The organism is Capnocytophaga sputigena (assembly GCF_900446695.1).
GTDB classification, from domain to species: domain Bacteria; phylum Bacteroidota; class Bacteroidia; order Flavobacteriales; family Flavobacteriaceae; genus Capnocytophaga; species Capnocytophaga sputigena.
Genome location: NZ_UAVP01000011.1, coordinates 65748 through 90595, shown reverse-complemented (window position 1 = coordinate 90595; position 24848 = coordinate 65748). Strand labels below are relative to the sequence as shown.

General features: G+C 36.7%; 24 protein-coding genes and 2 tRNA genes. 25 read left to right on the top strand and 1 reads right to left on the bottom strand.

What is annotated here, in order from left to right:
• Window positions 1-132 precede the first annotated feature (132 nt).
• Window positions 133-2589 (top strand): endopeptidase La, encoded by a 2457-nt coding sequence (gene lon / locus DR017_RS12475; protein ID WP_002678236.1) that lies wholly within the window; start codon window positions 133-135, stop codon window positions 2587-2589.
• A gap of 37 nt (window positions 2590-2626) precedes the next feature.
• Entirely contained in the window at window positions 2627-3298 is a 672-nt protein-coding gene (gene folE, locus DR017_RS12470) for a GTP cyclohydrolase I FolE (RefSeq protein WP_002678274.1), read from the top strand.
• Between the two features lie 56 nt (window positions 3299-3354).
• On the opposite strand, the gene DR017_RS12465 is transcribed toward folE, so the two are convergent.
• Window positions 3355-3428: transfer RNA gene (locus DR017_RS12465), tRNA-Ala, on the bottom strand.
• Window positions 3429-3519: 91 nt separating this feature from the next.
• On the opposite strand from DR017_RS12465, the gene DR017_RS12460 reads away from it, so the two are divergent.
• The 23 genes from DR017_RS12460 to DR017_RS12345 all read left to right on the top strand — a co-directional run bounded on the left by DR017_RS12460 (window position 3520) and on the right by DR017_RS12345 (window position 24831).
• Entirely contained in the window at window positions 3520-4287 is a 768-nt protein-coding gene (locus DR017_RS12460) for an enoyl-CoA hydratase/isomerase family protein (RefSeq protein WP_002678185.1), read from the top strand.
• The gene (gene alr, locus DR017_RS12455; protein WP_002678030.1) at window positions 4284-5393 is read left to right on the top strand and encodes an alanine racemase; all 1110 of its coding nucleotides are present in this window, start codon (window positions 4284-4286) and stop codon (window positions 5391-5393) included. The genes DR017_RS12460 and alr overlap by 4 nt, the downstream gene beginning before the upstream one ends.
• 69 nt (window positions 5394-5462) lie before the next feature.
• A tRNA-Met gene (locus tag DR017_RS12450) sits at window positions 5463-5535 on the top strand.
• Between the two features lie 124 nt (window positions 5536-5659).
• Complete coding sequence (locus DR017_RS12445; RefSeq protein ID WP_232755726.1) at window positions 5660-6883, top strand: tyrosine-type recombinase/integrase; 1224 nt, start codon at window positions 5660-5662, stop codon at window positions 6881-6883.
• A gap of 1051 nt (window positions 6884-7934) precedes the next feature.
• A complete protein-coding gene (locus DR017_RS12435) occupies window positions 7935-8315 on the top strand; it encodes a hypothetical protein (protein ID WP_002678242.1) in 381 nt (126 codons plus the stop codon).
• Window positions 8296-9807: a relaxase/mobilization nuclease domain-containing protein gene (locus DR017_RS12430; RefSeq protein ID WP_002678099.1), complete on the top strand. Its 1512-nt coding sequence runs from the start codon at window positions 8296-8298 to the stop codon at window positions 9805-9807. Before DR017_RS12435 ends, DR017_RS12430 begins: the two co-directional genes overlap by 20 nt.
• Before the next feature lies 1 nt (window position 9808).
• Entirely contained in the window at window positions 9809-10447 is a 639-nt protein-coding gene (locus tag DR017_RS12425) for a ParA family protein (RefSeq protein WP_002678284.1), read from the top strand.
• Window positions 10434-10718, top strand: a complete 285-nt coding sequence (locus tag DR017_RS12420) for a hypothetical protein (protein ID WP_040360857.1) — start codon at window positions 10434-10436, stop codon at window positions 10716-10718. The genes DR017_RS12425 and DR017_RS12420 overlap by 14 nt, the downstream gene beginning before the upstream one ends.
• 11 nt (window positions 10719-10729) lie before the next feature.
• The gene (locus DR017_RS12415; protein ID WP_002678175.1) at window positions 10730-11266 is read left to right on the top strand and encodes a hypothetical protein; all 537 of its coding nucleotides are present in this window, start codon (window positions 10730-10732) and stop codon (window positions 11264-11266) included.
• 26 nt (window positions 11267-11292) lie between these two features.
• Window positions 11293-11616 (top strand): DUF4134 family protein, encoded by a 324-nt coding sequence (locus DR017_RS12410; protein ID WP_040360859.1) that lies wholly within the window; start codon window positions 11293-11295, stop codon window positions 11614-11616.
• Window positions 11617-11630: 14 nt separating this feature from the next.
• Window positions 11631-11939 carry a DUF4133 domain-containing protein gene (locus tag DR017_RS12405; protein WP_002678238.1) on the top strand — a complete coding sequence of 103 codons (309 nt, stop codon included), beginning with the start codon at window positions 11631-11633 and terminating at the stop codon, window positions 11937-11939.
• A gap of 2 nt (window positions 11940-11941) precedes the next feature.
• The gene (locus tag DR017_RS12400) at window positions 11942-12382 is read left to right on the top strand and encodes a DUF3127 domain-containing protein (RefSeq protein ID WP_002678093.1); all 441 of its coding nucleotides are present in this window, start codon (window positions 11942-11944) and stop codon (window positions 12380-12382) included.
• Window positions 12383-12400: 18 nt separating this feature from the next.
• Window positions 12401-15433, top strand: a complete 3033-nt coding sequence (locus DR017_RS12395; protein WP_002678240.1) for a TraG family conjugative transposon ATPase — start codon at window positions 12401-12403, stop codon at window positions 15431-15433.
• Complete coding sequence (locus tag DR017_RS12390) at window positions 15414-16079, top strand: hypothetical protein (protein ID WP_002678188.1); 666 nt, start codon at window positions 15414-15416, stop codon at window positions 16077-16079. Before DR017_RS12395 ends, DR017_RS12390 begins: the two co-directional genes overlap by 20 nt.
• The gene (locus DR017_RS12385) at window positions 16079-16780 is read left to right on the top strand and encodes a hypothetical protein (protein ID WP_002678230.1); all 702 of its coding nucleotides are present in this window, start codon (window positions 16079-16081) and stop codon (window positions 16778-16780) included. The genes DR017_RS12390 and DR017_RS12385 overlap by 1 nt, the downstream gene beginning before the upstream one ends.
• A complete protein-coding gene (locus DR017_RS12380; RefSeq protein WP_002678194.1) occupies window positions 16777-17457 on the top strand; it encodes a hypothetical protein in 681 nt (226 codons plus the stop codon). Before DR017_RS12385 ends, DR017_RS12380 begins: the two co-directional genes overlap by 4 nt.
• Window positions 17458-17467: 10 nt before the next feature.
• On the top strand, window positions 17468-18310 hold the full coding sequence (locus DR017_RS12375) for a hypothetical protein (protein WP_002678052.1): 843 nt from the start codon (window positions 17468-17470) through the stop codon (window positions 18308-18310).
• A gap of 4 nt (window positions 18311-18314) precedes the next feature.
• Window positions 18315-19646: a TraJ family protein gene (locus tag DR017_RS12370; RefSeq protein WP_002678023.1), complete on the top strand. Its 1332-nt coding sequence runs from the start codon at window positions 18315-18317 to the stop codon at window positions 19644-19646.
• A gap of 15 nt (window positions 19647-19661) precedes the next feature.
• Window positions 19662-20276 carry a conjugative transposon protein TraK gene (gene traK, locus DR017_RS12365; RefSeq protein ID WP_002678207.1) on the top strand — a complete coding sequence of 205 codons (615 nt, stop codon included), beginning with the start codon at window positions 19662-19664 and terminating at the stop codon, window positions 20274-20276.
• Between the two features lies 1 nt (window position 20277).
• Window positions 20278-20715, top strand: a complete 438-nt coding sequence (locus tag DR017_RS12360; RefSeq protein ID WP_002678180.1) for a hypothetical protein — start codon at window positions 20278-20280, stop codon at window positions 20713-20715.
• A complete protein-coding gene (traM, locus tag DR017_RS12355; RefSeq protein WP_002678012.1) occupies window positions 20712-21926 on the top strand; it encodes a conjugative transposon protein TraM in 1215 nt (404 codons plus the stop codon). The genes DR017_RS12360 and traM overlap by 4 nt, the downstream gene beginning before the upstream one ends.
• Window positions 21916-22797 carry a conjugative transposon protein TraN gene (gene traN, locus DR017_RS12350; protein WP_002678288.1) on the top strand — a complete coding sequence of 294 codons (882 nt, stop codon included), beginning with the start codon at window positions 21916-21918 and terminating at the stop codon, window positions 22795-22797. The genes traM and traN overlap by 11 nt, the downstream gene beginning before the upstream one ends.
• 39 nt (window positions 22798-22836) lie before the next feature.
• Window positions 22837-24831 (top strand): type IV secretion system DNA-binding domain-containing protein, encoded by a 1995-nt coding sequence (locus DR017_RS12345; RefSeq protein WP_172458413.1) that lies wholly within the window; start codon window positions 22837-22839, stop codon window positions 24829-24831.
• The last annotated feature ends 17 nt before the right edge of the window (window positions 24832-24848 follow it).

The following is a 24848-nucleotide window of genomic DNA, read 5'->3' as shown; positions in this document are numbered from 1 at the left end:
TCTATTGCAATATATCTCCGTAACATTAGTTTTTTTTATTTAGAGTCTTGTTTGTCAGTATGGTAAATATTATAATCTCATTTATATAAAACAATAACTACTGACAAAATGACACTTACTAACAATATAAATATGAATATAGGAAATTTTGACAGCCTTGTTGCTGAACATATTGATGAAGATACTGAATTTATACCACTTCTCACTTTGGAAGATGAGGAAGAAATAGAGCGTGAACGCATTCCGCATGTATTACCAATTCTTCCCTTGAAAAACACTGTGCTTTTTCCAGGGGTAGTAGTACCTATATCTGCTGGACGTGATGCTTCTATTCATCTAATTAATGAAGCCTATGCTACTACTAAAACAATTGGAGTAGTTGCTCAATTAGACGAAAAAACCGAAATACCTGAAGGAAAAGATCTTTTCCGTTTCGGTACAGTAGCTCGCATTCTTAGAGTACTAAAAATGCCTGATGGTAATGTAACCATTATTATTCAAGGTAAAAAACGTTTTGAAATAGAGAGTATTGTAGAAGAAAAACCCTATATCAAAGCAGTGATCAAAGAGATGTCTGATGTAAAACCTGAACCAAACGATAAAGAGTTTGAAGCGACTATTGATGCTGTAAAAGACCTCTCTATCAAAATTATACAGGAAAATCCAAATATCCCTTCAGAGGCTGCTTTTGCTATTCGCAATATAGAAAGCTACTCATTCCTCATCAACTTTATTTCCTCTAATATGAATGCCACTGTTTTAGAAAAACAAGGTGTATTAGAGATTGATGAACTTAAAGAACGTGCTACAGCGATCTTAAAATATCTAAATATTGATTTGCAACGTCTTACCTTGCGTAATGAAGTGCAATCTAAAACACGTTTTGATATAGACCAACAACAACGTGAATACTTCCTGCACCAGCAGATGCGCACTATTCAAGAAGAATTAGGGGGAGTATCGTATGAGCAAGAGATAGAAGAACTCAAAAAGAAAGCTAAGACTAAGAAATGGGATGATAATATAAAAGAACTTTTTGAAAAAGAACTCAGTAAATTACAACGAACTAATCCTAATAGTCCCGACTATGGTATTCAACGAAATTACTTAGAAGTGCTATTAGAATTACCTTGGAATGAATATTCTAAAGATAACTTCGACTTAAAAAGAGCTCAGAGAATTCTTGATAAAGAACATTATGGATTAGAAGAGGTAAAACGTCGTATCATAGAGTATTTAGCAGTACTCAAACTCCGTAATGATATGAAATCGCCTATTTTATGTTTCTATGGACCTCCTGGGGTAGGAAAAACCTCCTTAGGTCGCTCTATAGCTAAAGCCTTAAATCGTGAGTATGTTCGTATGTCGTTAGGAGGTTTACACGATGAGGCTGAAATACGTGGACATCGTAAAACTTATATAGGTGCTATGCCTGGTCGTATCCTACAACAACTCAAAAAAGCCAAAACTTCTAACCCTGTTTTTGTTTTGGATGAAATTGATAAATTAGGCAATAATAGTTACCATGGCGATCCTTCTTCAGCAATGCTCGAAGTACTTGACCCTGAACAGAACAAGGAATTTTATGACAATTTCCTCGAAATGGGATATGATCTCTCTAAAGTAATGTTTATTGCTACTGCCAATGATCTTTCCACCATACAACCAGCGTTACTAGACCGTATGGAACTCATCAATGTAACAGGCTATACTATAGAAGAAAAGACTGAAATTGCTAAACGTCATTTATTGCCTAAACAATTAGAGGAGCATGGCATGAAAGATACTGATTTGCAGTTAGGTAAAAAAGAAATAGAACGTATTGTAGAAGGCTACACTCGTGAATCTGGTGTACGTGCTTTAGAAAAAGAAATTGCTAAAGTAGTACGTTATGGAGCTAAAAATCTTGCAATGGAAGAAACCTATGACCCTAAAATTACTATAGAAACTATAGAAAAGATATTAGGACCAGCTCGTTTAGAACGTGATAAATATGAAGACAATGAGGTTGCAGGTGTAGTTACAGGATTGGCGTGGACGAGTGTAGGAGGTGATATTCTTTTTATAGAATCTGCCTTATCGAAAGGTAAGGGGGGGCTTAATATCACGGGTAATTTAGGTCAAGTAATGAAAGAATCAGCAACCATCGCTTGGGAATATCTAAAAGCAAATGCCGAAAGATATAACCTTAACCCTAAGCTTTTTAGCAATTACGATGTACATATACATGTACCAGAAGGAGCTACTCCTAAAGATGGTCCAAGTGCAGGTATTGCAATGCTCACCTCTCTAATGTCTCTCTTTACTCAAAAACGCGTGAAAAAGCACCTTGCTATGACTGGAGAAATTACCTTGCGTGGAAAAGTACTTCCCGTAGGAGGTCTCAAAGAAAAAATTCTAGCAGGAAAACGCGCTGGTATCAAAGAATATATCTTATGTAAAGACAATAAGAAAGACATTTTAGAAATCAAACAAGAATACCTTAAAGGACTTACTTTTCACTATGTAACTGATATGGAAGAAGTAATACATTTAGCTATTACTAACCAAGATGTAAAACACAAAAAAGTTTTAACTTTTGATGAATAATTAGTAACTTTGCACTTTCATAATATAAAAATAAGTAATGAATAAAAATCAAAAAGAAGATATATTAGGTGACAACCATATTGCTACTTCAGCTGTCACACCTCTTAGAGCAGATGCTTTTCAGTTAAATGAAACTGAAAAAATAGCTGAGATAGAAACGCATGTACGTGCTATCCTCCACACTTTGGGAATGGACTTAAATGATGATAGTTTAAAAGGTACCCCAAAACGTGTAGCAAAAATGTTTGTAAAAGAAATTTTTGGAGGTTTACTTCCTGAACGAAAACCTTCAATGTCTACTTTCAATAATTCTTACCACTATGGGGAAATGTTAGTAGAGAAGAATATAGTAGTATATTCCACTTGTGAACACCATTTGTTACCTATAGTAGGACGTGCCCATGTAGGTTATATTTCTAATGGTAAAGTCTTAGGGCTTTCTAAGATGAATCGTATAGTAGAGTATTACGCGAAACGTCCACAAGTTCAGGAGCGGCTTACAATGCAAATTGTACAAGAAATGCAACAAGCTTTAGGAACCGAAGATGTAGCTTGTATCATAGATGCTAAACACTTATGTGTCAATTCTCGTGGTATAGAAGATATTGATAGCAGTACTGTTACTGCTGAGTTTGGTGGTAAGTTTAAAGATCCTGAAGTTAGAAAGGAATTTTTAGAATATATCAAATTAGAAACAAGATTTCACTAATTTTAAATGTAATTGAAAAATAAAAAAGCTATCCCAAAGGATAGCTTTTTTATTTGTGGAGAAGATGGGGCTCGAACCCACGACCTTTTGGCTGCCAGCCAAACGCTCTAGCCAACTGAGCTACATCCCCATTTGCGCGGCAAAGGTAAAATATTTTTTTGAATTACCAAACCTATTTATAAAAAAAGTTTTATTTTTGCCCCCAAATTATACAATAATATATGACTGATAGATTACAAGGTTCTTTATATACAAAAATAGATAAACAGCTAGCTGTTACTACTTTTGGACATCCAAATGCAAACTCCTTCCCTCTAGAGCTACTTAACAGACTCACTAAAGAAATCAATATTCTTTCTGAAAATGAAGAGGTAAGTGTTATTCTACTCAAAAGTGAAGGAGATGGAGCTTTTTGTGCAGGCGCTTCTTTTGATGAGCTTTTAGCGGTTACAAATGAAGAAGAAGGTAAACAATTTTTTGAGGGCTTTGCTCACCTTTTTTTAGCAATACGTCGTTGCAAAAAACTCATTATTGGTCGTGTACAAGGTAAAGCTGTTGGAGGAGGAGTAGGGTTACTCGCTGCATTAGATTATGTGTTTACTACCGAAACTTTAAGTATCAAACTCTCTGAACTATCATTAGGTATAGGTCCTTTTGTAATAGCTCCTGCCATTCTTCGAAAAGCAGGACAATCAACTCTCAATGAACTATTTATGGCTCCTGATCAATGGAAAAGTGCATACTGGGCTCAACAAAAAGGACTGGTAGCTCGCGTATTTGAAAATACAAAAGATATGGATGAAGCTATAGACCACTTCATAACCACCTTGCTAAAATCTAATCCTATAGCTTTGTCTGAAATGAAACGTATTACTTGGCAACACACTGAACATTGGGAAAAAGAACTGATTGATAATGCTGCTATTTCAGGTAGATTAGTACTTTCAGAACAAACAAAATTAATGTTAGAAAAATTAAAGAAAAAATGAAAACAGAAGAAACCACTTTAGAAATCAACCTTACTGCCTTAGAAAAAAATATTCATTACCTAAAAAACCGACTTAAACCTACAACTTTGTTCTTAGCTGTAGTGAAAGCCTCTTCCTATGGAAATAATTCTGTAGCTATAGCTTCTCATTTGCAAAAAAAAGGATTAGTTAATTATTTTGCAGTAGCTTATACTTCTGAAGGAATTGCTCTTAGAAAAGCTGGAATAACTCTTCCTATTTTAGTATTACATCCACAACCTATAAACTTTAATGATATTGTAAAATATAACTTAGAACCTACTTTATATTCACAGCGTATTGCCCAATTATTTTTAGACTATGCTAAAATTCAACAGTTAGCAAATTATCCAGTACACCTTAAATGTAATACAGGACTCAATCGTTTAGGTTTTGACTTAAGTGAAATAGAAGAAACACTTGCTCTGTTAAAAAACAATACTACTGTAAAAGTGAAAACTGCTTATTCTCATTTAGCTGCTTCTGAAGATATGAATGAGAAAGAATTTACAGAAAATCAAATCAATACTTTTATAGCTTTTCAAGAAAAAATAAACAAAACATTTACTCATAAAGTAATCTATCATCAATGCAATACTTCAGGTATACTAAACTATCCTCAAGCACAATTTGATATGGTGCGTTGTGGTATAGGTATGTATGGTTTCGCTAATGATGTCAAATTGCAGCAATATCTTACACCTATTATGACGCTGAAAAGTGTTATTTCACAACTACACACTTTGCAAATAGGTGAAAGTTTGGGCTATAATCGAGGATACATTGCCGATCATATTACCAGAACTGCTACAATTCCTGTAGGTCATGCAGATGGTATCAATCGTATTTATGGCAAGGGGAAAGGTTTCGTATTTATCAATGGAAAAAAAGCTTCTATCATAGGTAATGTGTGTATGGATATGATCTTAGTAGATGTTACTGAAATTTCTTGTCAAGAAGGTGATGAAGTAATTGTATTTGATAAAACTCATACAGCTGAAACTTTAGCCGAATCAGCAGGTACTATTTCTTATGAATTGATCACCTCTATGGCACACAGAATCAAGAGAATATATTTAGAAGATTAAAAAAGTACAAAAAAAGTTTTCCAAAAGTTTGGTATTTAAAAAAAAGGTTGTACTTTTGCACCCAGAAATCGCGGGATAGAGCAGTAGGTAGCTCGTCGGGCTCATAACCCGAAGGTCACTGGTTCGAGTCCAGTTCCCGCTACTAAACTAAAAACCTAATAAAAATACGCCTTAGAGCGTATTTTTTTATGTCTACACTTTACCAACTTATACAAAGCGAGTATAAAACCGAGTATATTTCCGAGTATACAAAATTGAAAGAACTTATGAAGAAGAAATATTCTGCCCCTAAAATTTATCCAAAAATTATTTCTGAAAAAAGACTTTCAGCTTTTTCTGAAAGAGAAAAAGAAGAGATTCTAAAAAAGCACAAACGATGGTATGTTTATTACTATTTCAGAAATGAAGATGGCAAAATGATAAAACAGCCTTCTATCTTCTTTAAGATAAACCAAGAGCACAAGGATTTTGATAGCAGGTATATAAAAATCCACTCTTTGCGAAATATCATAGAGAATATTTTGGAGAGTGGTTATACTCCTAATGCTGAACAACCTGAAATTAGTCCTGAAACCATTGCTCAAAACAGTGGGTATACTGCAATCTCAGCCCTTGATTTTGCTTTAAACCTAAAGAAAAGTAGTGTTTCGGACAAGACCTTTTCCGATTACAAATATAGGATAGGTCAGTTTCAAAAGTTTCTAAAAAGTAATGGATTAGAAAATACTCCCATAGGTAATATTACTAAGAAAGAAATAAATGACTTTCTCAATTCAGTACTGTTAAAATCAAGTCCTCGTAACCGAAATAACACTCTTGCGGTACTGAATGCCATTTTTAGTACATTAGAAGAAAATGAGATTATTCAGCATAATAATGTTGAAAAAATCAAGAAGTTACAAGCTAAACCTGAACGTAACAAAACCTATACTCAAAATCAGCAAGACGATATTTTTACTCTTATGGAAGAAAAAGATAGAGATTTACTACTATTTGTAAAATTCGTTTCTTATAATTTTTTGCGTCCTATTGAAGTTTGTAGATTACAAGTTAAGGATATTGATTTTGATGGTGCTAAACTAAACGTGAGAGCTAAAAATAAGTTGGTAAAAATAAAAATCATACCTGAAATTTTGCTCAATGAAATACAACATTTTAAAGGACTTAGCCCTAATCATTATTTATTTACTCCTACTGGTGTAGGAGATTGGCAGACTGAAGAAATGAATAAACGAGATTATTGGACTAAAAGGTTTAAGAAAGTAAAAGACGAACTAAATTTGGGTAAAGATTATGGTCTTTATTCTTTTAGACATACCTTTATCACGAAACTATATCGAGAGTTACGCACACAATATTCTCAATATGAAACTTATGATAGATTAATGCTCATTACAGGGCACGCTACCCTTTCAGCTTTGCAACAATATTTGAGAGAAATAGATGCAGAACTTCCTGAGGATTACTCTCACTTATTACAAAATTCTTAAGACCTGCGTAAAATAGTGCAGGGTATCCCTAAAGGGTGCGTAAAATAATATAGGGTCAATCCCTATCCTGCGTAAAATAGTACAGGGTATCCCTAAAGGGGTGCGTAAAATAGTATAGGGTCAATTGCTAACCTGCGTAAAATAGTGCAGGGTATCCCCAAAAGGGTGCGTAAAATAGTATAGGGTCAATTGCTAACCTGCGTAAAATAATGCAGGGTATCCCCAAAAGGGTGCGTAAAATAATATAGGGTCAATTGCTAACCTGCGTAAAATAGTACAGGGTATCCTCAAAAGGATGCGTAAAATGATATAGGGTTAATTGCTAACCTGCGTAAAATAGTGCAGGGTATCCCTAAAGGGGGCGTAAAATAATATAGGGTCAATTGCTAACCTGCGTAAAATAGTACAGGGTATCCCTAAAGGGGTGCGTAAAATAGTATAGGGTCAATTCATTAAACTTCTGGCTTATAAGTGTTTATAAAATTTACAAGAAAATTCCTATATTATTATATATTATATTTATATAAAAACATATAGTACACCGACCTCCCATTTCTTCTTTTTCTGCAACTAAAATCCTCTAAAACTATAACTCATTATTAATCAACAATATTCTTCAATTCTGTATTTGGTCGCGGTTTTGGGAGCAAGATGTGTCTTTGTATATACACAGTTTTGAAAAAACGGTATACAAAGACTCATCTTGCCTTTTAGCTTCTTTGAAAAATTTGCCTATCGTCTGCATTTTTACAAAGGAAGCTAAAAGGGGAGAAAAACTGCGGAACTTGTTTTTCTTTCTGCAACGGAAATAGAAATCATACATCAAAAAATCTTCAAAAACCCAATATTTTACGTTCTAATACGTACCAATAGAATCCAATAAACACCAATACCGTCTATTTGTGTCTATTTATGTATAAAATAGTCTATTTTTTAAAAAGTTACGTCCATTTGTGCTGTTTATAGTCTATTATAGTCTACACCCCCTCTTCACCTATTGCGCACCTTAAAAAACCTCTCTTACTTTGCCAAAAATTTAAACCTAAAGACGTTGGAAAAGACAGCTCTTAACAAATCAAAATACCTTATTCTTAGAATTACTGAAAGTCAGAAAGAACGGTGGAAAAGGTTAAGTGCAGAAAGAAAAACTACCCTCACCGATTTGATAATATCAGCAGTGGAAGGTAATATAAACGTACAAGAACGACGTGAGGTTTTAAAGTTTATTGAAAAACAAGACAACATCTTTGCTAAGATTGAAAACAATATCAATCAGTTCGCTTATGTAGCCAACGCCAAGAAGGAGGTACACCGAGCAGAGCTCATTGCCTTTACTCAGCGTTTAGACGAGATTGTAAAGCTCAAGGCTGAACAAAACCAAATCTTTAGGCAGATATATAAACTCATTGCGAATGATAGTAAAAATTCTTAGCTCAGCAAGCAGGGACTTTCACGGAGTAAAGTACAACGACAAGAAAGTACATAACGAGAAGGGCGAGCTAATGCTGATGAAAAACTTTCCTTCATTTATCAATGAGAGCAGCTCTCAAGAGGAGGTAAGAAATTACTTTAAAGCCATCTCAGAAAGTGAACGCACCCGAAAACCACAATTTCACGCGGTAATATCAACAAAGTACCAAGAACACAGTAAGGAGCAGCTCACTGAGATAGCCGATAATTTTATGCAAGAGATGGGCTATGGACAGCAACCTTATCTTGTAGTCTTTCACAAGGACACCGAAAACAACCACGTGCATATTGTTTCTACCCGTGTAGATAAAAACACAGGCAAGAAGATAAACGACAGCTTTGAGCGACTTAAATCCCAACAAGCCTTAGCAAAGGCAATGGAAAAGGTATTAGGCACAAATCATCAAGCTACTATAGAGAAGCTTTTGCAATATAGGTTTAGCAACCTTCAGCAGTTAGAAATGCTACTCACACGTAATGGTTTTAAACTAGTTCAAAGTGATGACACCCCTAATCAGGTGGATATATTGTACAATGGTGTTGTTCAGAAAACACTTTTCAGTGATAAACTCCATTACCAAGAGAAGCAAAAAGGCGATAAGCGCATTAAGCAAATCAAAGCCTTTATAGATAAGTACAAAGACTTGTACAGCAATAAAGTTTTTAAGGTGATAGATGATAGAGTTCAACAGGGACTATACGAACGAAACATTCTATCGCAAGAGCCTATTCCGCCACAGATAGAATATGTGAGTGAGTTACAAGAAAAACTGTGCCAAATCTTTGGGATAGACATCGTTTTTCACTTTAAAGACGATAAACAGCCTTTTGGTTATACGCTTATTGACAATAAAAACCAACAGGTGTATAAAGGCAGTGAGATAGCTAAGATGAAAGACATCTTTGACTTTACAGAAAATAGTATTGACAAAAGAGAGTTTGAACGCCTAAAGGACTACAATCTGAGAAGCGATAAAGAAAAGCAAATACTTATACAGTACTTGCTCAAAGAAGGAGTAGGAGTTAAAGATTTTATGTTGTTTGAAAACAAACGCTTTAAAAGCAAAGAGAGCAATCCTGATTTTCAGCAGCTCAAAGAAGATGTAAGACAACATATTCATAATGCACAGGACGATGATTTTGTCATTTTAGAGCAAGACGATAACGGAGCGTATTACACTATACACGAGCGTTATCACCAAATACACAAGCTATCCTTTCTTTTAGATAAAGAGGAATACCAAGCATTTATCGTAGGAACATCCATACACAGTACCTCTGAGATTAGAAGCCAAACTGACCTCAAACACAGCCCAAGCGGAAAAATCTCAGAGGTTTTAAACGATGTAGCAGACATCTTTAAAGCTTTGGGTAAAAGTACTTATGCTCCACGCAATACCACAGAAGACGAATTAGATAAACAATTAAAAAAACGACGTAAAAAACGAAAATAAAATGGTTATAACATTTGCTACCCAAAAAGGAGGGGTAGGCAAGACTACCTTAGCGGTTGCTTTTGCTAACTACCTCACCTTAGTAAAGGAGAAAAAAGTAAAAGCTTTTGACTTTGACTTTCAGAAATCTTTCCATCAAAAATGGGAAGAAGATAAAATGCTTTCTATCCCCCAACTCTATGAGGTAGAGGTGATAGGCGACGACAACCAAGAGAGTCTTTTAGATTTTCAGACCTTAATGGATATGAAAAAAGAAGAGACAGTATACCTCTTTGACTTAGCAGGAACATTAGACGAGCGTTATATTGATTTGCTCATATACAGTGACTTTATCATCATTCCTTTTGAGTATTCTGATGTATCGGTAAAATCTACAATGGTATTTATCAATCTATTGGGAATGATAGAAAGCCAAGCAAATAGGGTATTTGTGCGTTCTAAGTACGACAAAGGATATTTTTACCGCAATCAGCAAGCAATGGACGAGGAGATTGGCAAGTATGGTAGATTATTACCTACGCCTATCTACAAGCGCAATGACTTGCAGAGCATTAACACTCGTCTCCTTTCGTATGGACAAAAGAATGCTGTTAAACAAACCTTTGAAGAATTAACCCAATACATCAATGAAACCATTTAAACTGCCTTTTAACATACAATTGGAGCGGAAATACAACGAAATAAACACGGAGGACTTCCTCAGAGACTGGATAGAAAATGAGGAAAATAGGCGTGATAGAACCATTAGTATGAGCAATGATTTACACATCGAATTGGTGAAGTTTGGCACTTTTGAAGTAGACCTCAATGAAATCATTGATATAGGTTTGCGCTATGCCCTTAGCAAACGAGAGTTTAGAGGTATGATAGCACAACTGATTGCCTATAAAAGTAGTTACTTAACCCATTAATTAATACACTAATGACAACATTTTTTCAAATAGTAATTATTGTTTACATCCTTTATTATGCAGGGAATATCCTATACGACTTGTACTTCAAAAAAGAAAAACTTCCTATAGAGGAGGAAGACAAACAAGAGTTTTCTCTATCGGGGATAGGACAGGAAAACAAAGTCACTAATATAGACTTTAGCGATGTCGAAGAGATGGCAACCAGCAGTAGTACAGAAATAGATGAGAATGATTTATTTCCTTCTACTGCTAATGAAACTGCCACAGCACCTGACGAAGTGTTGAAAGCGATGATGAGAAAACACCAAGAGGAAGAACAACTCAACACTAATGAGGCTGATAATACCGACACCCATACAACTCCAGAAAATACTGGAGACGAAAGTACAGAGCTTACCAAAGAACAGAAGCAAGAGTACTTAAAAGCTAATAGAGAGCGATTTAAAGACATTTTGAATATGGCAGAGACCAGTGTACAAGTCGTGGTTAGTGGAGAGGGAGATGATGGGATTAAGGTATACAAAGCCTCTGTACAACCTAAATAAAAAAAACTAATTTTAATTTTTTGTATATGTTAAACATTCAAAAATCTGTAACGAGGAAGCAACTACTACTCTTGTTACTTTTAGGAATCTGTGTCACGACTCCTATACTTGCACAAGGTGCAGGTGCTATTACTGATGCTGCCAATAGTATTAAGAGCTATTGGGGGCCTTTGAAAATACTCATTATGATGATTGGAGGTATTGTAGGTCTCATTGGAGGGTTACGTATCTACAACAAGTGGACAAATGGTGATCAAGACATCAACAAGGAAATCCTCGGTTGGGGAGGTGCTTGTTTGTTCCTCATCTTAGTGCCTATTTTCGTAGGAGCATTCTTTGGTCTCAACTAAAAAAGTATCAACCTATGGGCTTCTATCTGTACAAGGGGCTTAAAAAACCCCTTGTCTTTTTCGGACTCAAAGATAAGTACATCTATTACGCTTTAGGATCAGCCTTAGGAGGACTTATCTGTTTAGCTTCCTTACCCTCTTTCATTGGCTTTTTTGGAGCTCTTATAGGAGCAGGTATAGGCATAGGAGGGGTATGGTACACCTTTCACAATCAGAAGACGAAAGGTTTGTATAACAAGATGAGAAACAATGATGAAATACACATCTTTCCTAAAAAATTCAGAAAATCATCACAAAAGAAACAACAAATTAAATCATTATAACTATGGAAATACAAGGACGTATTAAAGAAATTTTTTCTTTAGAGACAGTTGGTAGCAATGGCTTCCAAAAAAGAGATTTAGTTATCATCACAGAAGAGCAATACCCTAATGATATTATCATTCAGTTCACACAAGGGCGTTGTGCACTTTTAGACAATTTGCAAAAAGGACAGTTAGTAAAAGTACATTATAACCTTAGAGGGCGTGAATGGGTATCTCCTCAAGGAGAGGTAAAGTATTTCAACACAGTAGAAGGTTGGAAAATAGACCTTATACAAATGCAACAGGTGTCTTACAACCCAAGCCAAGGACAATTTGTTCCTGCACAAACACAAACACAGACAACGCCTTTTCCAATAAATCAACAAGCACAGCAGGGAGAGTTTTTTAACGCTTTTGGACAAGCACTTGCAAATCAATCAGATGATAACGTTCCTTTTTAACAAGAAAAGAATATCAAAATGAAGACAAAGGCTTTTGAATTTCCTTTTATAGGGTACGACTATGGCAGTGAACACGGTTGGAAGTACGATGTGCTCATTGGGCAGTATGGCAATCCTGTGATAGGCATTCGTATTAAAAATATAGTAGAACAATACTCAGCCGACCCCGAACGTTATGAGCAGTTTCACACTATTCTCAATCAAGTAATTGCTATTGTAGGAGAAGGACACATCGTGCAGAAAGTAGATATTTTTGCCAAAAAGCGATATGTATCTGAAAAAGAAAATACCTATTTACAACAGAAATACTCTGACCATTTCAACGGACGCATTTATAAGACCATAGACACCTTACTACTTTTCACCGATTTATTGGATAAGAAGAAAAGCAAATATAAATTTTCAGAAAGGGCTTACAAGGAGCTACGAGACAAGTGCGAAAAGGTCTATATGTTGTTAGAGCAAAATGAATGTGACCCCGATTGGTTATTTGAGAAAGATTTTGAGTATTACATCGGAGGTACTCTCACAATGCAGTTTGCTGAAGTACCCGTGTTTGACAATATCAAATCTACCAATGAGTATTTGCGCATAGGCAGCTCATTTGTCAAAACAGTCTCTTTCGTGGATGTAGAAAACATAGAGTTACCTAATGAAATAGAAACCTATTCACGCTTAGGCGGTAGCAGTACAGTAGCCTATTTAGCAGTAGATAATTTTTCTTTTCTCAACGAGTTAGAAGCATATCAAACAATTGTCTACAATCAAGTAATTGCTATTCCTCCCCAAGTATCACGCCAACGAGAGTTAGAAAAGAAAATGAAAAAACACGATGGAGTAGCTAAAAATGCCCCTTCCAATGCTATAGTAGCCCAAGAAATTCAGGAGCTTTTGCACGATATAGCTGTCAATGGACAGATTATAGTAGACGCTCACTTTTCGTTAGTTTTTGCTTGTGATACCTTGGAGAAAATGGAGAAAACACAATCCACTATTGAGAGCAAACTCTTTACCAAGGGAATCATCATTTCTAAGAATGCTTACAACCAAATGGAGTTATTTCGGTCAGCTATTATAGGCAATGCGGTAGAGTTGCAGGACTACGATTTGTTTACCACGACGAGCGAAGCGGGCTTGTGTTTTTTTTTTAAAGAGAGCTACCCAATAAGTGAAAAATCTAATTTTTACTTGCGTTTTGCTGATAGACAAGGAGTACCATTAAAGGTAGACACTTCAGATTTACCTTACCAAACAGGACGAATCAACAATCGCAACAAGTTTGTTTTAGGACCTTCGGGAAGTGGTAAATCGTTCTTGATGAACAATATTGTAGAGCAATACCTCACTTATAACTACGATGTAGTAATCGTAGACACGGGTGATTCTTATTCAGGTACTTGTTCCTATAAAGGAGGTCGCTATGTGCAGTATACAGAGGAAAAGCCCATTACAATGAATCCTTTTGCAGTAGGCAAAGAAGAGTTTAACATTGAAAAAACTGAATTTCTCACCAATCTCATTTTCTTAATATGGCAAGGAGCTGATGCAACAATGTCCCCCGCTCAGAAATCCATTATAGACAACGCGCTCCTTGCCTACTATCATCAACATTTTGAGGGAGATACCCAGTGGTACAAAGCCAAAACAAATGAGGAGTTATTGCTCTATCTCAATAAGTTCAACATCTATGAAGAAGATTTAGACAACAACGAGGAAGAGACTTTCTATGATATACTGGGACTTCCTTTAGATGCCAGCACTGAAGAGATAAAAGAAAGAGGGCGCAAACTTTTAAAAGAGTATCACCCTGATAAGCGCAAAGAAAAGTTAGATGTTAATACGGACGACTTGTTTTATAAAATATATGAAGCTTACGACACTCTTTCTGATGAAAAAAGGCGCAAAGCCTATAATGAAAGTGCAGCTCTTATTACTGTAAAACGAGAAATAATCCCCTTAGATGATGAAGAATTAGAGACTGATAGACAAAGACAAGCAATTGTAAAACGCGTGAAAAAGGTAGCAGAAGAATTTAAAATACAAGAGCTATCGTTTAATACCTTCTACGACTTTTGCGAGAAGTTCCTGCCTGTGTATATGAACAACAAGCACCACCGCATTACGGAACAAGAGTTTAACCTGCGTACTTTTCTCTTTGTACTCAAAGATTTTTACAGAGGTGGACGCTATGGTACCACACTCAACGAAAATGCCGATAGTTCTTTGTTTTACGAGCCATTTATTGTCTTTGAGATAGACAACGTGAAAGACAATCCAAAGCTGTTCCCCATAGTAACACTCATTATTATGGATACGTTCATTCAAAAAATGCGTTTGCGCAGTGATAGGCGTAAAGCCCTCATTATTGAGGAAGCGTGGAAAGCCATTGCCTCTAAACTAATGGGAGGTTATATACTCTATCTGTACAAAACAGTGCGCAAGTTTTGGGGTGAAGCGGTAGTAGTTACCCAAGAGTTAGACGATATCATCGGTAATACGGTAGTAAAGGACTCTATTATCAATAACTCCGATACGTTCATACTACTTGACCAAACCAAGTTTAAGGACAATTTCGACCGTATAGCAGCTTTATTGTCGCTCAACAAAGTAGAGCAAAACAAAATCTTTACGATTAATAACCTAAACAACAAAACAGGTAGAGGGCGTTTTAAAGAGTTTTATCTAAAGCGAGGGGCTAAAGGAGAGGTATATGGTAACGAAGTATCTATGGAACAATATCTTACCTATACTACTGAAAAGCCTGAAAAATCAGCTATTCTGTACTATGTAAAAGCATTAGGTAATTACGACAAAGCCTTAGACGCTTTTGTAGCCGATGTAAAAAAATACAAAGAAAAGACAGATGCCATATTTGCCTTGGTAAACCTCTATAAAAAGCCTTTAGATGAAAAAGTAGTAGCATTCTTTAAGGAGTTCAAGAAGGAGCACCCTAAAGATACCTTAAAGAAATTTGACCAATATGTAAAAGACAGAGAATTACCCTTATCTGAACTTATAAACACACAACAGTATGAAAAACAAGCTATTTAAATTATTACTTACCACAATGTTGTTGCCTGCGATAGGAGAGGCACAAACCATTTATTTTGATCCAGCTGTTACAGCCTCAATGGCAGGTTATGCTATTTCGCTTAAAAATGGTCAGAACAAAATTGCCGATGAGCAAACCAAATTGCAAAAAGCGCAAACCTTTATAAGTGGTCAAATGGCATTGGTTAATCAGGTACAAGAAAAAGTATATAAAGGACTTACAGAAGTCTCTACTACCATTACCAACGGAATGCAACTCAAAAATATATGGGAGCAACTCAAGCAATGCCAAGAGTATTCTTCTAATGTACTCACCCTTGCTAAGAAACATCCTCAGTACGCTGTCTTTGGAGTAAAAGCAAGTGAAAAGGCTTACGAGGAAATACTCAAGCTCACGGCAGAGATTAACAGCGTGATTGATAGTAAGGGTAAAAACCTAATGACAGCTGGTGACCGTTATAGGTTATTAGATTCTATAGAGAGCAAAATACGTTCCTTTAAACTATGGCTTTTGACCATTCAAATAGGAATGGAAAATGCTCAGCGTATTGGCTTTTGGAGGGCTATCAGTCCTTTCGACCAATATATCAATACCGATAAGGATATAGTAGAAAACATAATGCGAAAATTCAAACACACTTTCTAATGAAAAAGGTTATTTATCTCATCGGAGTATGTACTCTAGGTTTTTGGCTCAGCTCTTCAGGAGGGAGAAGTAGAGCTCCTTTGGAAAAAGAATCGTTATCCCCCGTAATGATTAACAACGAGGTAGAACGGTCAGTAGATGAAAACGAGCGACAAAAAACGCTGAACAACAAACAAACGCTCAATACTACTACTGAAGCACTTAATAGAAGTCAATGGGAGAAGTATAAGGAAACAGGTCGCAAGATACAAGACCGCTTGCGGATAGTAGATTTTACCCTACAAGCAATTCCTACGGGCTATGTAATAAGTGAGCGAGCCAAAGAAATAAAACAAGTGCAACAGAAGATTTACAGAGAAATGCACAATGCACCTGATGTTTTTAGAGAAGCTTTTCCTATTATCCTGCCCAAACAAATCAATTTTATAGACGATTTGCAAATGGTTACCCGATTTTTAGCAGGTATAGTACTCTCTTACGGGGCTATCAACCAAATGGAACGGGCTGAACGCCAAATATTATTGGACTATGCTCTCAGTGAAGTTGATAGACTCTATAATGATTCTTATGCTACTCTTACGGTCATTCGTGAGACAAGTTATGCTATACAGCGCAGAAGAAGCTTATTTCAGTACTATATAGACCGAGATAAGGAGTTAGCACAAGATATTTTAAAAAATGTAAAAAGCCTTGGTATATGAAACAAATTATCCAACTATCTGTATTGCTTTTCTTTTCTGCAGTAACTACACTACAAGCCCAAAGCTACTATGAGACGGTGATCAATAGTTCCTTATTGGCACATATCAGTGCCAATCACGTAACAAGGGAAGCGAGTTTAGCAAACTTTAATAGTATCTTTAAAAAACAGAAAGAGTTTTATGAAGAGTCTAATAAAAAAATAGTACAAGTAGTAGCTATCCACGAGAAAATTTACCAAAATCTATATAATGTTAATTCTCTTTTTGGTCAAAGCAAGCAAATCAAATATATAAAAGATTATGTTTTTAGTGTTATAGGGAATCTTAGAAAGATGAACAGATTAGCTGTAGAAAACCCTCAATACAGTTTTTGGATCAAAAAAGAAACAGATCAAGTGTATTCTAAAGTATTGTCAATTATTGAAGAGCGGAAAGCTTTCTTAACAGAAGACAGAAAACGATTGATGGACTCAGCCGATAGAGATGCACTTCTCGACCGTATATATATGAAGTTACGTTTATTAAATGTGTCTATTTTAAACGTTATCAATATCATAGAGTTTAACAAGAGTCGTGCTTACATCTATTCTATACCTGTATTCAACAACTTTGTAGAACACGACAAACAACTTGTTGAAGAGATTATGCAAAAGTATAGACGTTATAAACATTATTAATATTAATACGATGAAACAAACTATTCTTTATGTGTGCCTATTAGCTTCTACTGTGGTCTTTGCTCAGTATAAAATTACCAAGGTAAGAGATGAAGCCCTCAATGCACAAGAAAAACGGCAGGTATTTCAACAGTGGGGAGATTTTAAGCCCGAAGCAGAGTATTATACAATATTTGGGACGAAGGTTGGTCCTCAATTGAGCAAGAACCATTCAATGGTATGGGGATGGCTTTCTTACAACGGGCGCAAGTATAACCACCGTTATATGGATGGTGAGGATATCCGTCCGCTCAGTGCTACAGGCTTAGAGACACAACGGCAGCTCAAAGCTATAGTAATGCAAAGAGAAGCAGAAACCATCAAAAAGCACGTAGATAGTATTTATAAACGCAGTCTCAGTGATATGGCACATTGGACATCTTTAACCGTCAAAGCCGACCCATTATTCTTGTTGTACTATAAAAGAATGCTCACCCCTCTTAAAGAGTTTCCAGACAAACCTGAGACTTATTCACAATGGGGTTTTAAAGATGAAAAAGCGTTTGAGAATGCTAAACACACAGGACAATTACAGCCTTTGCAAGAGAAGTTAGACATCATCAAAGGAATTTACGAAAAGGCAACTACATTGGATATGCCACGAGGCAAGCGATTTTTAATGTATCACAAAGCACTGATAGGCTGGCGAGAATTTAAACGTATGCTACAGAACACGGGGAATATCAATCAGTGGTTTTTAGAAACAGAACGACTCCTCAATGATTCTTATAAGGCTACCGATGAAATAGCTCCTTATGTTGAAGATGTACAAATAATGAAAGGTATAATGCGACAATACAAACATAAATTCTAAGTATATGAACTTAAAGAAAATTACAATCATTATAGCAAGTTTGCTCTTTATATTAGCAACTCCTGCTTCTTTAGCACAACCCAGACCTCCTTATTCAGGGGCGGGCTCATCTATAATAGGCCCGCCACCACCTAGTATGGAACAAGGAGATAAAACCGTAAAGTTTATGAAAGGTAGTGGCGACTTTGAAGAGTGGTTTATGGAAGCCTTTACGCACTTGGATACTTTTATAGAAAGTTACGCCTACCAAGCCTCTATACTGGGAAAAGCTATCGGAGCACTCGGAATGCTTATTTACTTTTCAATCATAGGTTTTAGAATGCAAAGCGGAAGTGCCGAATGGGACGTAGAGCCAATGATTAAACCCGTTATCATAGGACTTATACTCATCTACTGGGTACCTTTCACCCAAATGGTACAATATCCTTTTCTAAAACTTGCTGAAATGCCCAAGGGTGTTTTCCAAGAGATAGAGAAGACAACCAATAATCTTCGGACAACTCGCTATACCAAACAAATGCAAGTATTAGATGCTACTATCAAAGAAAGAGCAGCTCTTATGGCTAAAAAGCAGGACTTTTGGACAAAAGTAGGCAATGGTGATGTAGGAGAAGCTTTTGGCGATCAATGGGATAAACTTACAGCACCTATTGAAGATGGATTGGAGAGACTCAATTATAAAATGCAAAAAATCATAGGAGAAGCTATTGAGTTAATATGTTTAATGATTTTAAGGGTGGGGGTCTATCTCATCTTCTTTATACAAAAGGTATGGTCGTATATACTGATAGTTTTAGGGCCTATAGCCGTTGGGATGTCGCTCATACCAGGTTTTGAAAGTTCGCTGACGAACTGGGTTTCTAAGTTTATCAATATCAATCTATACACTTTTATAGCCTATACGATTATCAATATAGGGCAACAGATTATAATGGCAGGCTACACTATGGATATTACACGTCTTTCAACGATAGTCGATGCCAATGGCAACGTGATCAATCAAGGACTTCTAATGGCATATACCACCTATGGCGGTATGATGAACTCTGTGATTTTCCCTTGCGTAGGCTATGTAATAACTGGATTAGCCGTACTAATGACACCTACTATTGCCGACTCAGTAGTTTCAGCTGGAGGAGCTAGTATAATGACCAAAGCCAAAGGAGCAGCAAGCAAAGCAGCTAGTGCAGTTTCAGCAGGTGGTAAGGCTGTAGGAGGTACTGTAAACGCGGGACGTTCACTAGCAAATAGCGTGAAAAACTCAGTAGCAAATAGTACTTTTGATGCTGTTAGCAAGAATATCAACAGAATGCCTGATGTACCTAAATCTAGATAACAAATTCAATTCACAATGATAGTAAAAAACATAGAAAAACGTATCAAAATCAACAAAACAATGGCTATAGCTACCGTGATATTTGCTATTGTTATCGTGATCGTAGGGTTTAGCTATTCCTACAAAATCGTGCAGGACTCTCGAAAGTCTATCTATATCTTAGACAATGGAGTACCCGTGTTGGTCAAACAAACTGATGAACTCCTAAATCGCCCCGTAGAGTACAAGGCACAAGTGGAACTATTTCACCGCTTATTTTTCACTTTAGCTCCTGATGATGAGTATATCAATAAGAATATTGATAAAGCACTCTATCTTATGGATGATTCAGCAAAAAAAGAGCGAAGTAACTTAACCGAAAAAGGTTGGTATAACCAAATCATCTCCTCTAATGCAACTGTGTCCATACAAACAGACTCTATCAATATTGATTTGAACAGCAAAAGGTTTATGTACTATGGTACACAGATGATTAATAGAAAGACAAGTCTTATCATACGAAAGCTCATTACACAAGGTACTTTTAAGGATATACCCAGAACGCCTAACAATGCACACGGAGTGCTCTTAGAAAACTGGAATATCTTAGATAATACTGAACTATCTGTCAAACAAAAATACAGCTATTAGAATGGAAAAAGAAGTAGAACAAAACACCTCAATAGAGCCTCAAACAGAGGAACAAGAACAGCAACCTAATAAAAAGCTCAAAGAAAGACTCAAAGAGAGATTTAAAGAAACCTCAGTAGGTAAATGGTTGTATGCCAATCCTAAAAAGTTTTATTTCTATGCGATGACTTTCTTAGTGCTGTCGTTTATAGGAAGTACTATTTGGGATATACGTTTGTCTCAGCAAGCTAACAATGGTATGATACCAATGCTTTATGAGCAAAGTAGCAAAATTATCAGGCAAAACGAGAACAGACAAGAGCAAATGCAAAACATTACTGAGGAACTAAAAGGATATAAAGCTAAACGCGAATTAGGAGAGCTCACCCCTTCTGATAGCCTTAGAATTGAGTTTTTATATCAGCAGTATCAAACCCTACAAAACCAAAGTCAGCAATGAAAAAAATCAACTTCAAGCAACCCAAGTATATCTTTCCTCTCATTGCTTTGCCTTTTGTGTGCTTCATAGGTTATCAAGCAATAGACCTATTTAGTAAAGACGATAAAAAGGAGCAAGCACAGAAAGACCTGAGTACCTCTTTAGGAAAGGTGGAAACGCCCATAATGAACAAAAACGACGCTTACGACAAGATGTTTGAGAATACAAACGATAGTCGTTCTATGATTCAAGATTTTGAGAAGGAAAGCGATAGCCTTTACAACTACTCCGACAATTTGAATGATGCTCAAAAGCGTTATTTGGATTCTTTGGAATACGAGCGCAAGCGCAACGCTAATAGCAAAGTTACAAAGATAGGAGATAACACCTATTACCGCCCTAACAACAGTGCTTTTTCTCAATCTTCATTGCAATCACAAGACGATAAAGATTATGAACGTTCTAAAGAGATGATTCGTATGCTTAATGAGTCGCAACAGCCTACAGCGAGTAGCAAGCAAGAAAAAGAGGAGAAAGAGTACGATCCTGTAAAGGGCTTACGAGAGCAGATGTTATTCTTAGACTCATTGGAGAAATCTAAAGACCCTGAAGCAATAAGGCAGAAAGCAGCTTCAGAGCGTTTAAAAGCCAATAAAGAAAAACGCGAAGCCTTTCTCAATCGCAGTTTAGAGGTTACCAAAGCAAATAACTTAGGGAATTTTAATCATATCTCTAAAGAGAAAGAGGGTAACAACATCAAAGCGGTAATAGATGAAAACATCAAAGGCTATTTAGGAAGTCGCATTCGTATACGCCTTTTGGAAGATATTTTCATAGGTAAAAAGCAGAAGAGATTGGTGAGAAAAGGTAGCTTCCTATATGCTGAGATTGCAGGCTTTTCACAACAGCGCGTTTACCTGAGTATCGTATCGATAATGACCAATAATGAGATTTACCCTATCAATCTTTCCATTTACGATATGGACGGGCTCAAAGGGCTATACGTGCCTGCGAGTGCCTTTAGAGAAATGATTCGAGAGTTAGGAGCGAGCTCCGTACAAGGAGTGAATGTAGAAACAGGTCAAGGTTTCTTTACCAGCCTTGCCTCTAATCTATTCCGTTCTACCTCCGAAGCTGTAGCAGCTATCATTCGCAAGAATAAAGTAAAACTCAAGTACAACTCTTACATCTATTTAATTAACGAACAAGATTTAAACAAAAATGAAGAATAATATCATTACAAAACTCTCTATAGCATTATTTGCCATTCTTGGGGGAGGACAAGCACAAGCACAAACCCTTGTCAATCAAATTAATGTAGATAACCTCCCCATTATCTTTATGGGTAAAGAGGTAAATATTCACATCATCGCCCCCGAACCCATTCAGTTTGTAGACCTCTCTACCAACTACCTCATAGGTGATTTGCCCTCTGAGAACATTGCCCGCATTAAAGTGGAACAGAGTGGAGATGAATTAATCGAAAATGCAACTCAAAAAAAGGAATTGCGTTCAGGAATGGATATAGGGATTATCACAGTAGTAGGACAATCGTTTTTAGCGCAATACCGCGCCATTTACCAAGAGCAAGAGCACAACTGGTTAGCCTCTAATATTCATATCAAAGCCGAAGATATGCAACCATTAGAATATCCTAAACTCAAATACTCTAATTACGAGCTCAAACGCTTTGCCTTGGATATTCAAGCAAAGAAAATCAAGAAGCCTATTCGCAAGAAAAAGAAGCTGAAACTCAAAATGCTACTAAACAATGTTTATGTGATAGATGATTACATCTTCTTAGACATCAGTATCGAAAACCTTACTAACCTACCTTGCAATATCGACGCTATGAAGTTCAGTATCGAGGATAAAAAGATTTACAAAGCTACCAACAACCAAAGTATTTTGCTAACCCCTTTATATGCACTCAATAATCAAACTAAAATACGCAAGAACTATCGCAATATTTTTGTGTTTGAGAAATTTACTTTTCCCAATAGCAAAATACTAAAGATACGCCTTATCGAGGAACAAATCTCAGGGCGTGTGATTGATATGAAAGTCAATTACTCCGATGTATTACAAGCCGATACTTTCTAACCCCTACAACCTGAAACCTAAAACCTGAAGCCTATGAGTATGCAAGAACAACAAAACCAAATCAAAATATACGACTTCTTCCAAAAAATGGTCTATGGAGTCGTAACCTTGGATTGCCTAATTCTTTTCTTTCAAAATGCCGAGATACCTGTGCTATCTAATATCTTGCAAAGCTTTGCAAAGATGGGCGTATTCTTTCCTCCTATCAATGCCAAGCAGAGCACTCTTGTACTAATTACCTTGGTAGCTATAGGCACACGAGCTAAAAAGAAACGCGACTTAGATGCAACCAAAGAAATCTTTTTGCCCATATCTGTGGGACTGATAATGATCATAAGCTCTTTAGCCCTTGTATGGGGAGCGGGCAATCCCAATTTACCTTATGTAGTGCCCTATCTCAATGGTTATCAATTAGGCTACCTCCTGCTTTCGTATGCAGGGACGATGATCACTCAAAAAGGTGCTGATAGTATTTCTAAACTAATGCAAACTAAAATGGATAAAGACCGTTGGAATACCGAAGAGGAGAGTTTCGACCAAAATAGGGAACTTGTAGAAACACCTACCTCTGTAAACATCCCTTACAAGTTCCGCTACCAAAAACAAACGCACCAAGGCTGGATGAATATCGACCCTTTCCGTGGTTCAATGGTCATTGGAGTCCCTGGTTCTGGTAAGTCCTTTGGGGTGATTAACCCTGCTATTCGTCAGTTGGTAGGCAAAGGTTTTTGTTTGTGTATCTACGACTTTAAGTTTCCAAGCTTAGGCGAAATTGCCTATTACCACCACTTACTAAAGAAGAAAACCGACCCTAACTACAAGCACAAATTTCACGTGGTAAACCTTGATGAGGTAGAGTACTCCCGAAGAGTAAATCCTTTTAAAAAAGAATATATCAACACCTTAGCACAAGCCCAAGAAATGGCTGAATCTATGGTAAGTGCCTTGCAAAAAGGAGGCAGTTCTGGCGGGGGTGGCTCTGAACAGTTCTTTACGCAGTCAGCGGTGAATTTTCTTGCCTCTACTATCTATTACTTTGCTACCTATGAGAATGGCAAATACTCTGACCTACCTCATATATTAGCCTTTATGAATCGCAGTTACGAAGAGATATTCGATACTCTCTTTACCAATGAAGAGTTAGTATCGCTTATGTCGCCTTTCAAATCAGCCTATGAAAACAAAGCCTTTGACCAGCTTGAAGGACAAATAGGCACTATAAAGATTTTCCTATCTCGCTTGGCAACCAAAGAAAGCTTTTGGGTGTTCAGTGGCAACGAAGTGCAACTCAAAATATCCGATCCTGAAAATCCCTCTATCCTCATTCTCGCCTCCAACCCGCGCACACAGGACATCAATTCAGCTTTGTATTCAGCAGTGCTCAATAGAGTGATAAGTCAGATAAACGACAAAGGTAATCTCTACAGCGGACTTATCGCCGATGAGTTCCCTACTATCTATATTCACAAGATAGACAACCTCGTCGCTACTGCACGTAGCAATAAAGTAGCAGTAATGCTTGGCTTACAAGAGCAGCCTCAATTGCGACAATTCTACAAAAAAGAAGTAGCCGAAACCATTTCAGCTATTATGGGGAATATCCTCTCAGGAGCTGTGCGCGACAAGGGTACCCTTGATTGGCTTGAAAAACTCTTTGGTAAAATCAAACAAAAAAGCTACTCGGAATCTATCTCCAACCAAGGTACCAATATGACCATCAGCGAAAAGATGGATGTAATGATACCCGCGGGCAAAATTGCAGGGCAACGCACAGGTGAAATGGTAGGTATGGTCGTACAAGGCGAAGACAATGCCACCGAAGAGTTTAAAACATCAGCTATTTCAGGTAAAATCAACCTTGATATGAAAGCTATCAAACACGAGGAAGCCAATTACGTGAAAATGCCTACCTACTATTCATTCAAAGACAATGCAGGCAACGACCGCAAAAACGAAATCCTTATGACCAATTTCCGTCGTATCAACAAAGAAGTTGAAATAATGATTAATGAAATTAGAGAAGCTGTAGCCTAACTGACACCTAAAACCTA

What these genes read in the sequence shown, in the direction of transcription:
- DR017_RS12460 (WP_002678185.1), top strand. Translation starts at nt 3,520, where the DNA reads ATGACTGATAGATTACAAGGTTCTTTATATACAAAAATAGATAAACAG.
- DR017_RS12395 (WP_002678240.1), top strand. Translation starts at nt 12,401, where the DNA reads ATGAAGACAAAGGCTTTTGAATTTCCTTTTATAGGGTACGACTATGGC.
- traM (WP_002678012.1), top strand. Translation starts at nt 20,712, where the DNA reads ATGAAAAAAATCAACTTCAAGCAACCCAAGTATATCTTTCCTCTCATT.
- folE (WP_002678274.1), top strand. Translation starts at nt 2,627, where the DNA reads ATGAATAAAAATCAAAAAGAAGATATATTAGGTGACAACCATATTGCT.
- DR017_RS12390 (WP_002678188.1), top strand. Translation starts at nt 15,414, where the DNA reads ATGAAAAACAAGCTATTTAAATTATTACTTACCACAATGTTGTTGCCT.
- DR017_RS12415 (WP_002678175.1), top strand. Translation starts at nt 10,730, where the DNA reads ATGACAACATTTTTTCAAATAGTAATTATTGTTTACATCCTTTATTAT.
- alr (WP_002678030.1), top strand. Translation starts at nt 4,284, where the DNA reads ATGAAAACAGAAGAAACCACTTTAGAAATCAACCTTACTGCCTTAGAA.
- DR017_RS12410 (WP_040360859.1), top strand. Translation starts at nt 11,293, where the DNA reads ATGTTAAACATTCAAAAATCTGTAACGAGGAAGCAACTACTACTCTTG.
- DR017_RS12405 (WP_002678238.1), top strand. Translation starts at nt 11,631, where the DNA reads ATGGGCTTCTATCTGTACAAGGGGCTTAAAAAACCCCTTGTCTTTTTC.
- DR017_RS12345 (WP_172458413.1), top strand. Translation starts at nt 22,837, where the DNA reads ATGCAAGAACAACAAAACCAAATCAAAATATACGACTTCTTCCAAAAA.
- DR017_RS12370 (WP_002678023.1), top strand. Translation starts at nt 18,315, where the DNA reads ATGAACTTAAAGAAAATTACAATCATTATAGCAAGTTTGCTCTTTATA.
- DR017_RS12425 (WP_002678284.1), top strand. Translation starts at nt 9,809, where the DNA reads ATGGTTATAACATTTGCTACCCAAAAAGGAGGGGTAGGCAAGACTACC.
- DR017_RS12360 (WP_002678180.1), top strand. Translation starts at nt 20,278, where the DNA reads ATGGAAAAAGAAGTAGAACAAAACACCTCAATAGAGCCTCAAACAGAG.
- traK (WP_002678207.1), top strand. Translation starts at nt 19,662, where the DNA reads ATGATAGTAAAAAACATAGAAAAACGTATCAAAATCAACAAAACAATG.
- DR017_RS12430 (WP_002678099.1), top strand. Translation starts at nt 8,296, where the DNA reads ATGATAGTAAAAATTCTTAGCTCAGCAAGCAGGGACTTTCACGGAGTA.
- lon (WP_002678236.1), top strand. Translation starts at nt 133, where the DNA reads ATGAATATAGGAAATTTTGACAGCCTTGTTGCTGAACATATTGATGAA.
- DR017_RS12385 (WP_002678230.1), top strand. Translation starts at nt 16,079, where the DNA reads ATGAAAAAGGTTATTTATCTCATCGGAGTATGTACTCTAGGTTTTTGG.
- DR017_RS12445 (WP_232755726.1), top strand. Translation starts at nt 5,660, where the DNA reads ATGAAGAAGAAATATTCTGCCCCTAAAATTTATCCAAAAATTATTTCT.
- DR017_RS12380 (WP_002678194.1), top strand. Translation starts at nt 16,777, where the DNA reads ATGAAACAAATTATCCAACTATCTGTATTGCTTTTCTTTTCTGCAGTA.
- DR017_RS12375 (WP_002678052.1), top strand. Translation starts at nt 17,468, where the DNA reads ATGAAACAAACTATTCTTTATGTGTGCCTATTAGCTTCTACTGTGGTC.
- DR017_RS12400 (WP_002678093.1), top strand. Translation starts at nt 11,942, where the DNA reads ATGGAAATACAAGGACGTATTAAAGAAATTTTTTCTTTAGAGACAGTT.
- DR017_RS12420 (WP_040360857.1), top strand. Translation starts at nt 10,434, where the DNA reads ATGAAACCATTTAAACTGCCTTTTAACATACAATTGGAGCGGAAATAC.
- traN (WP_002678288.1), top strand. Translation starts at nt 21,916, where the DNA reads ATGAAGAATAATATCATTACAAAACTCTCTATAGCATTATTTGCCATT.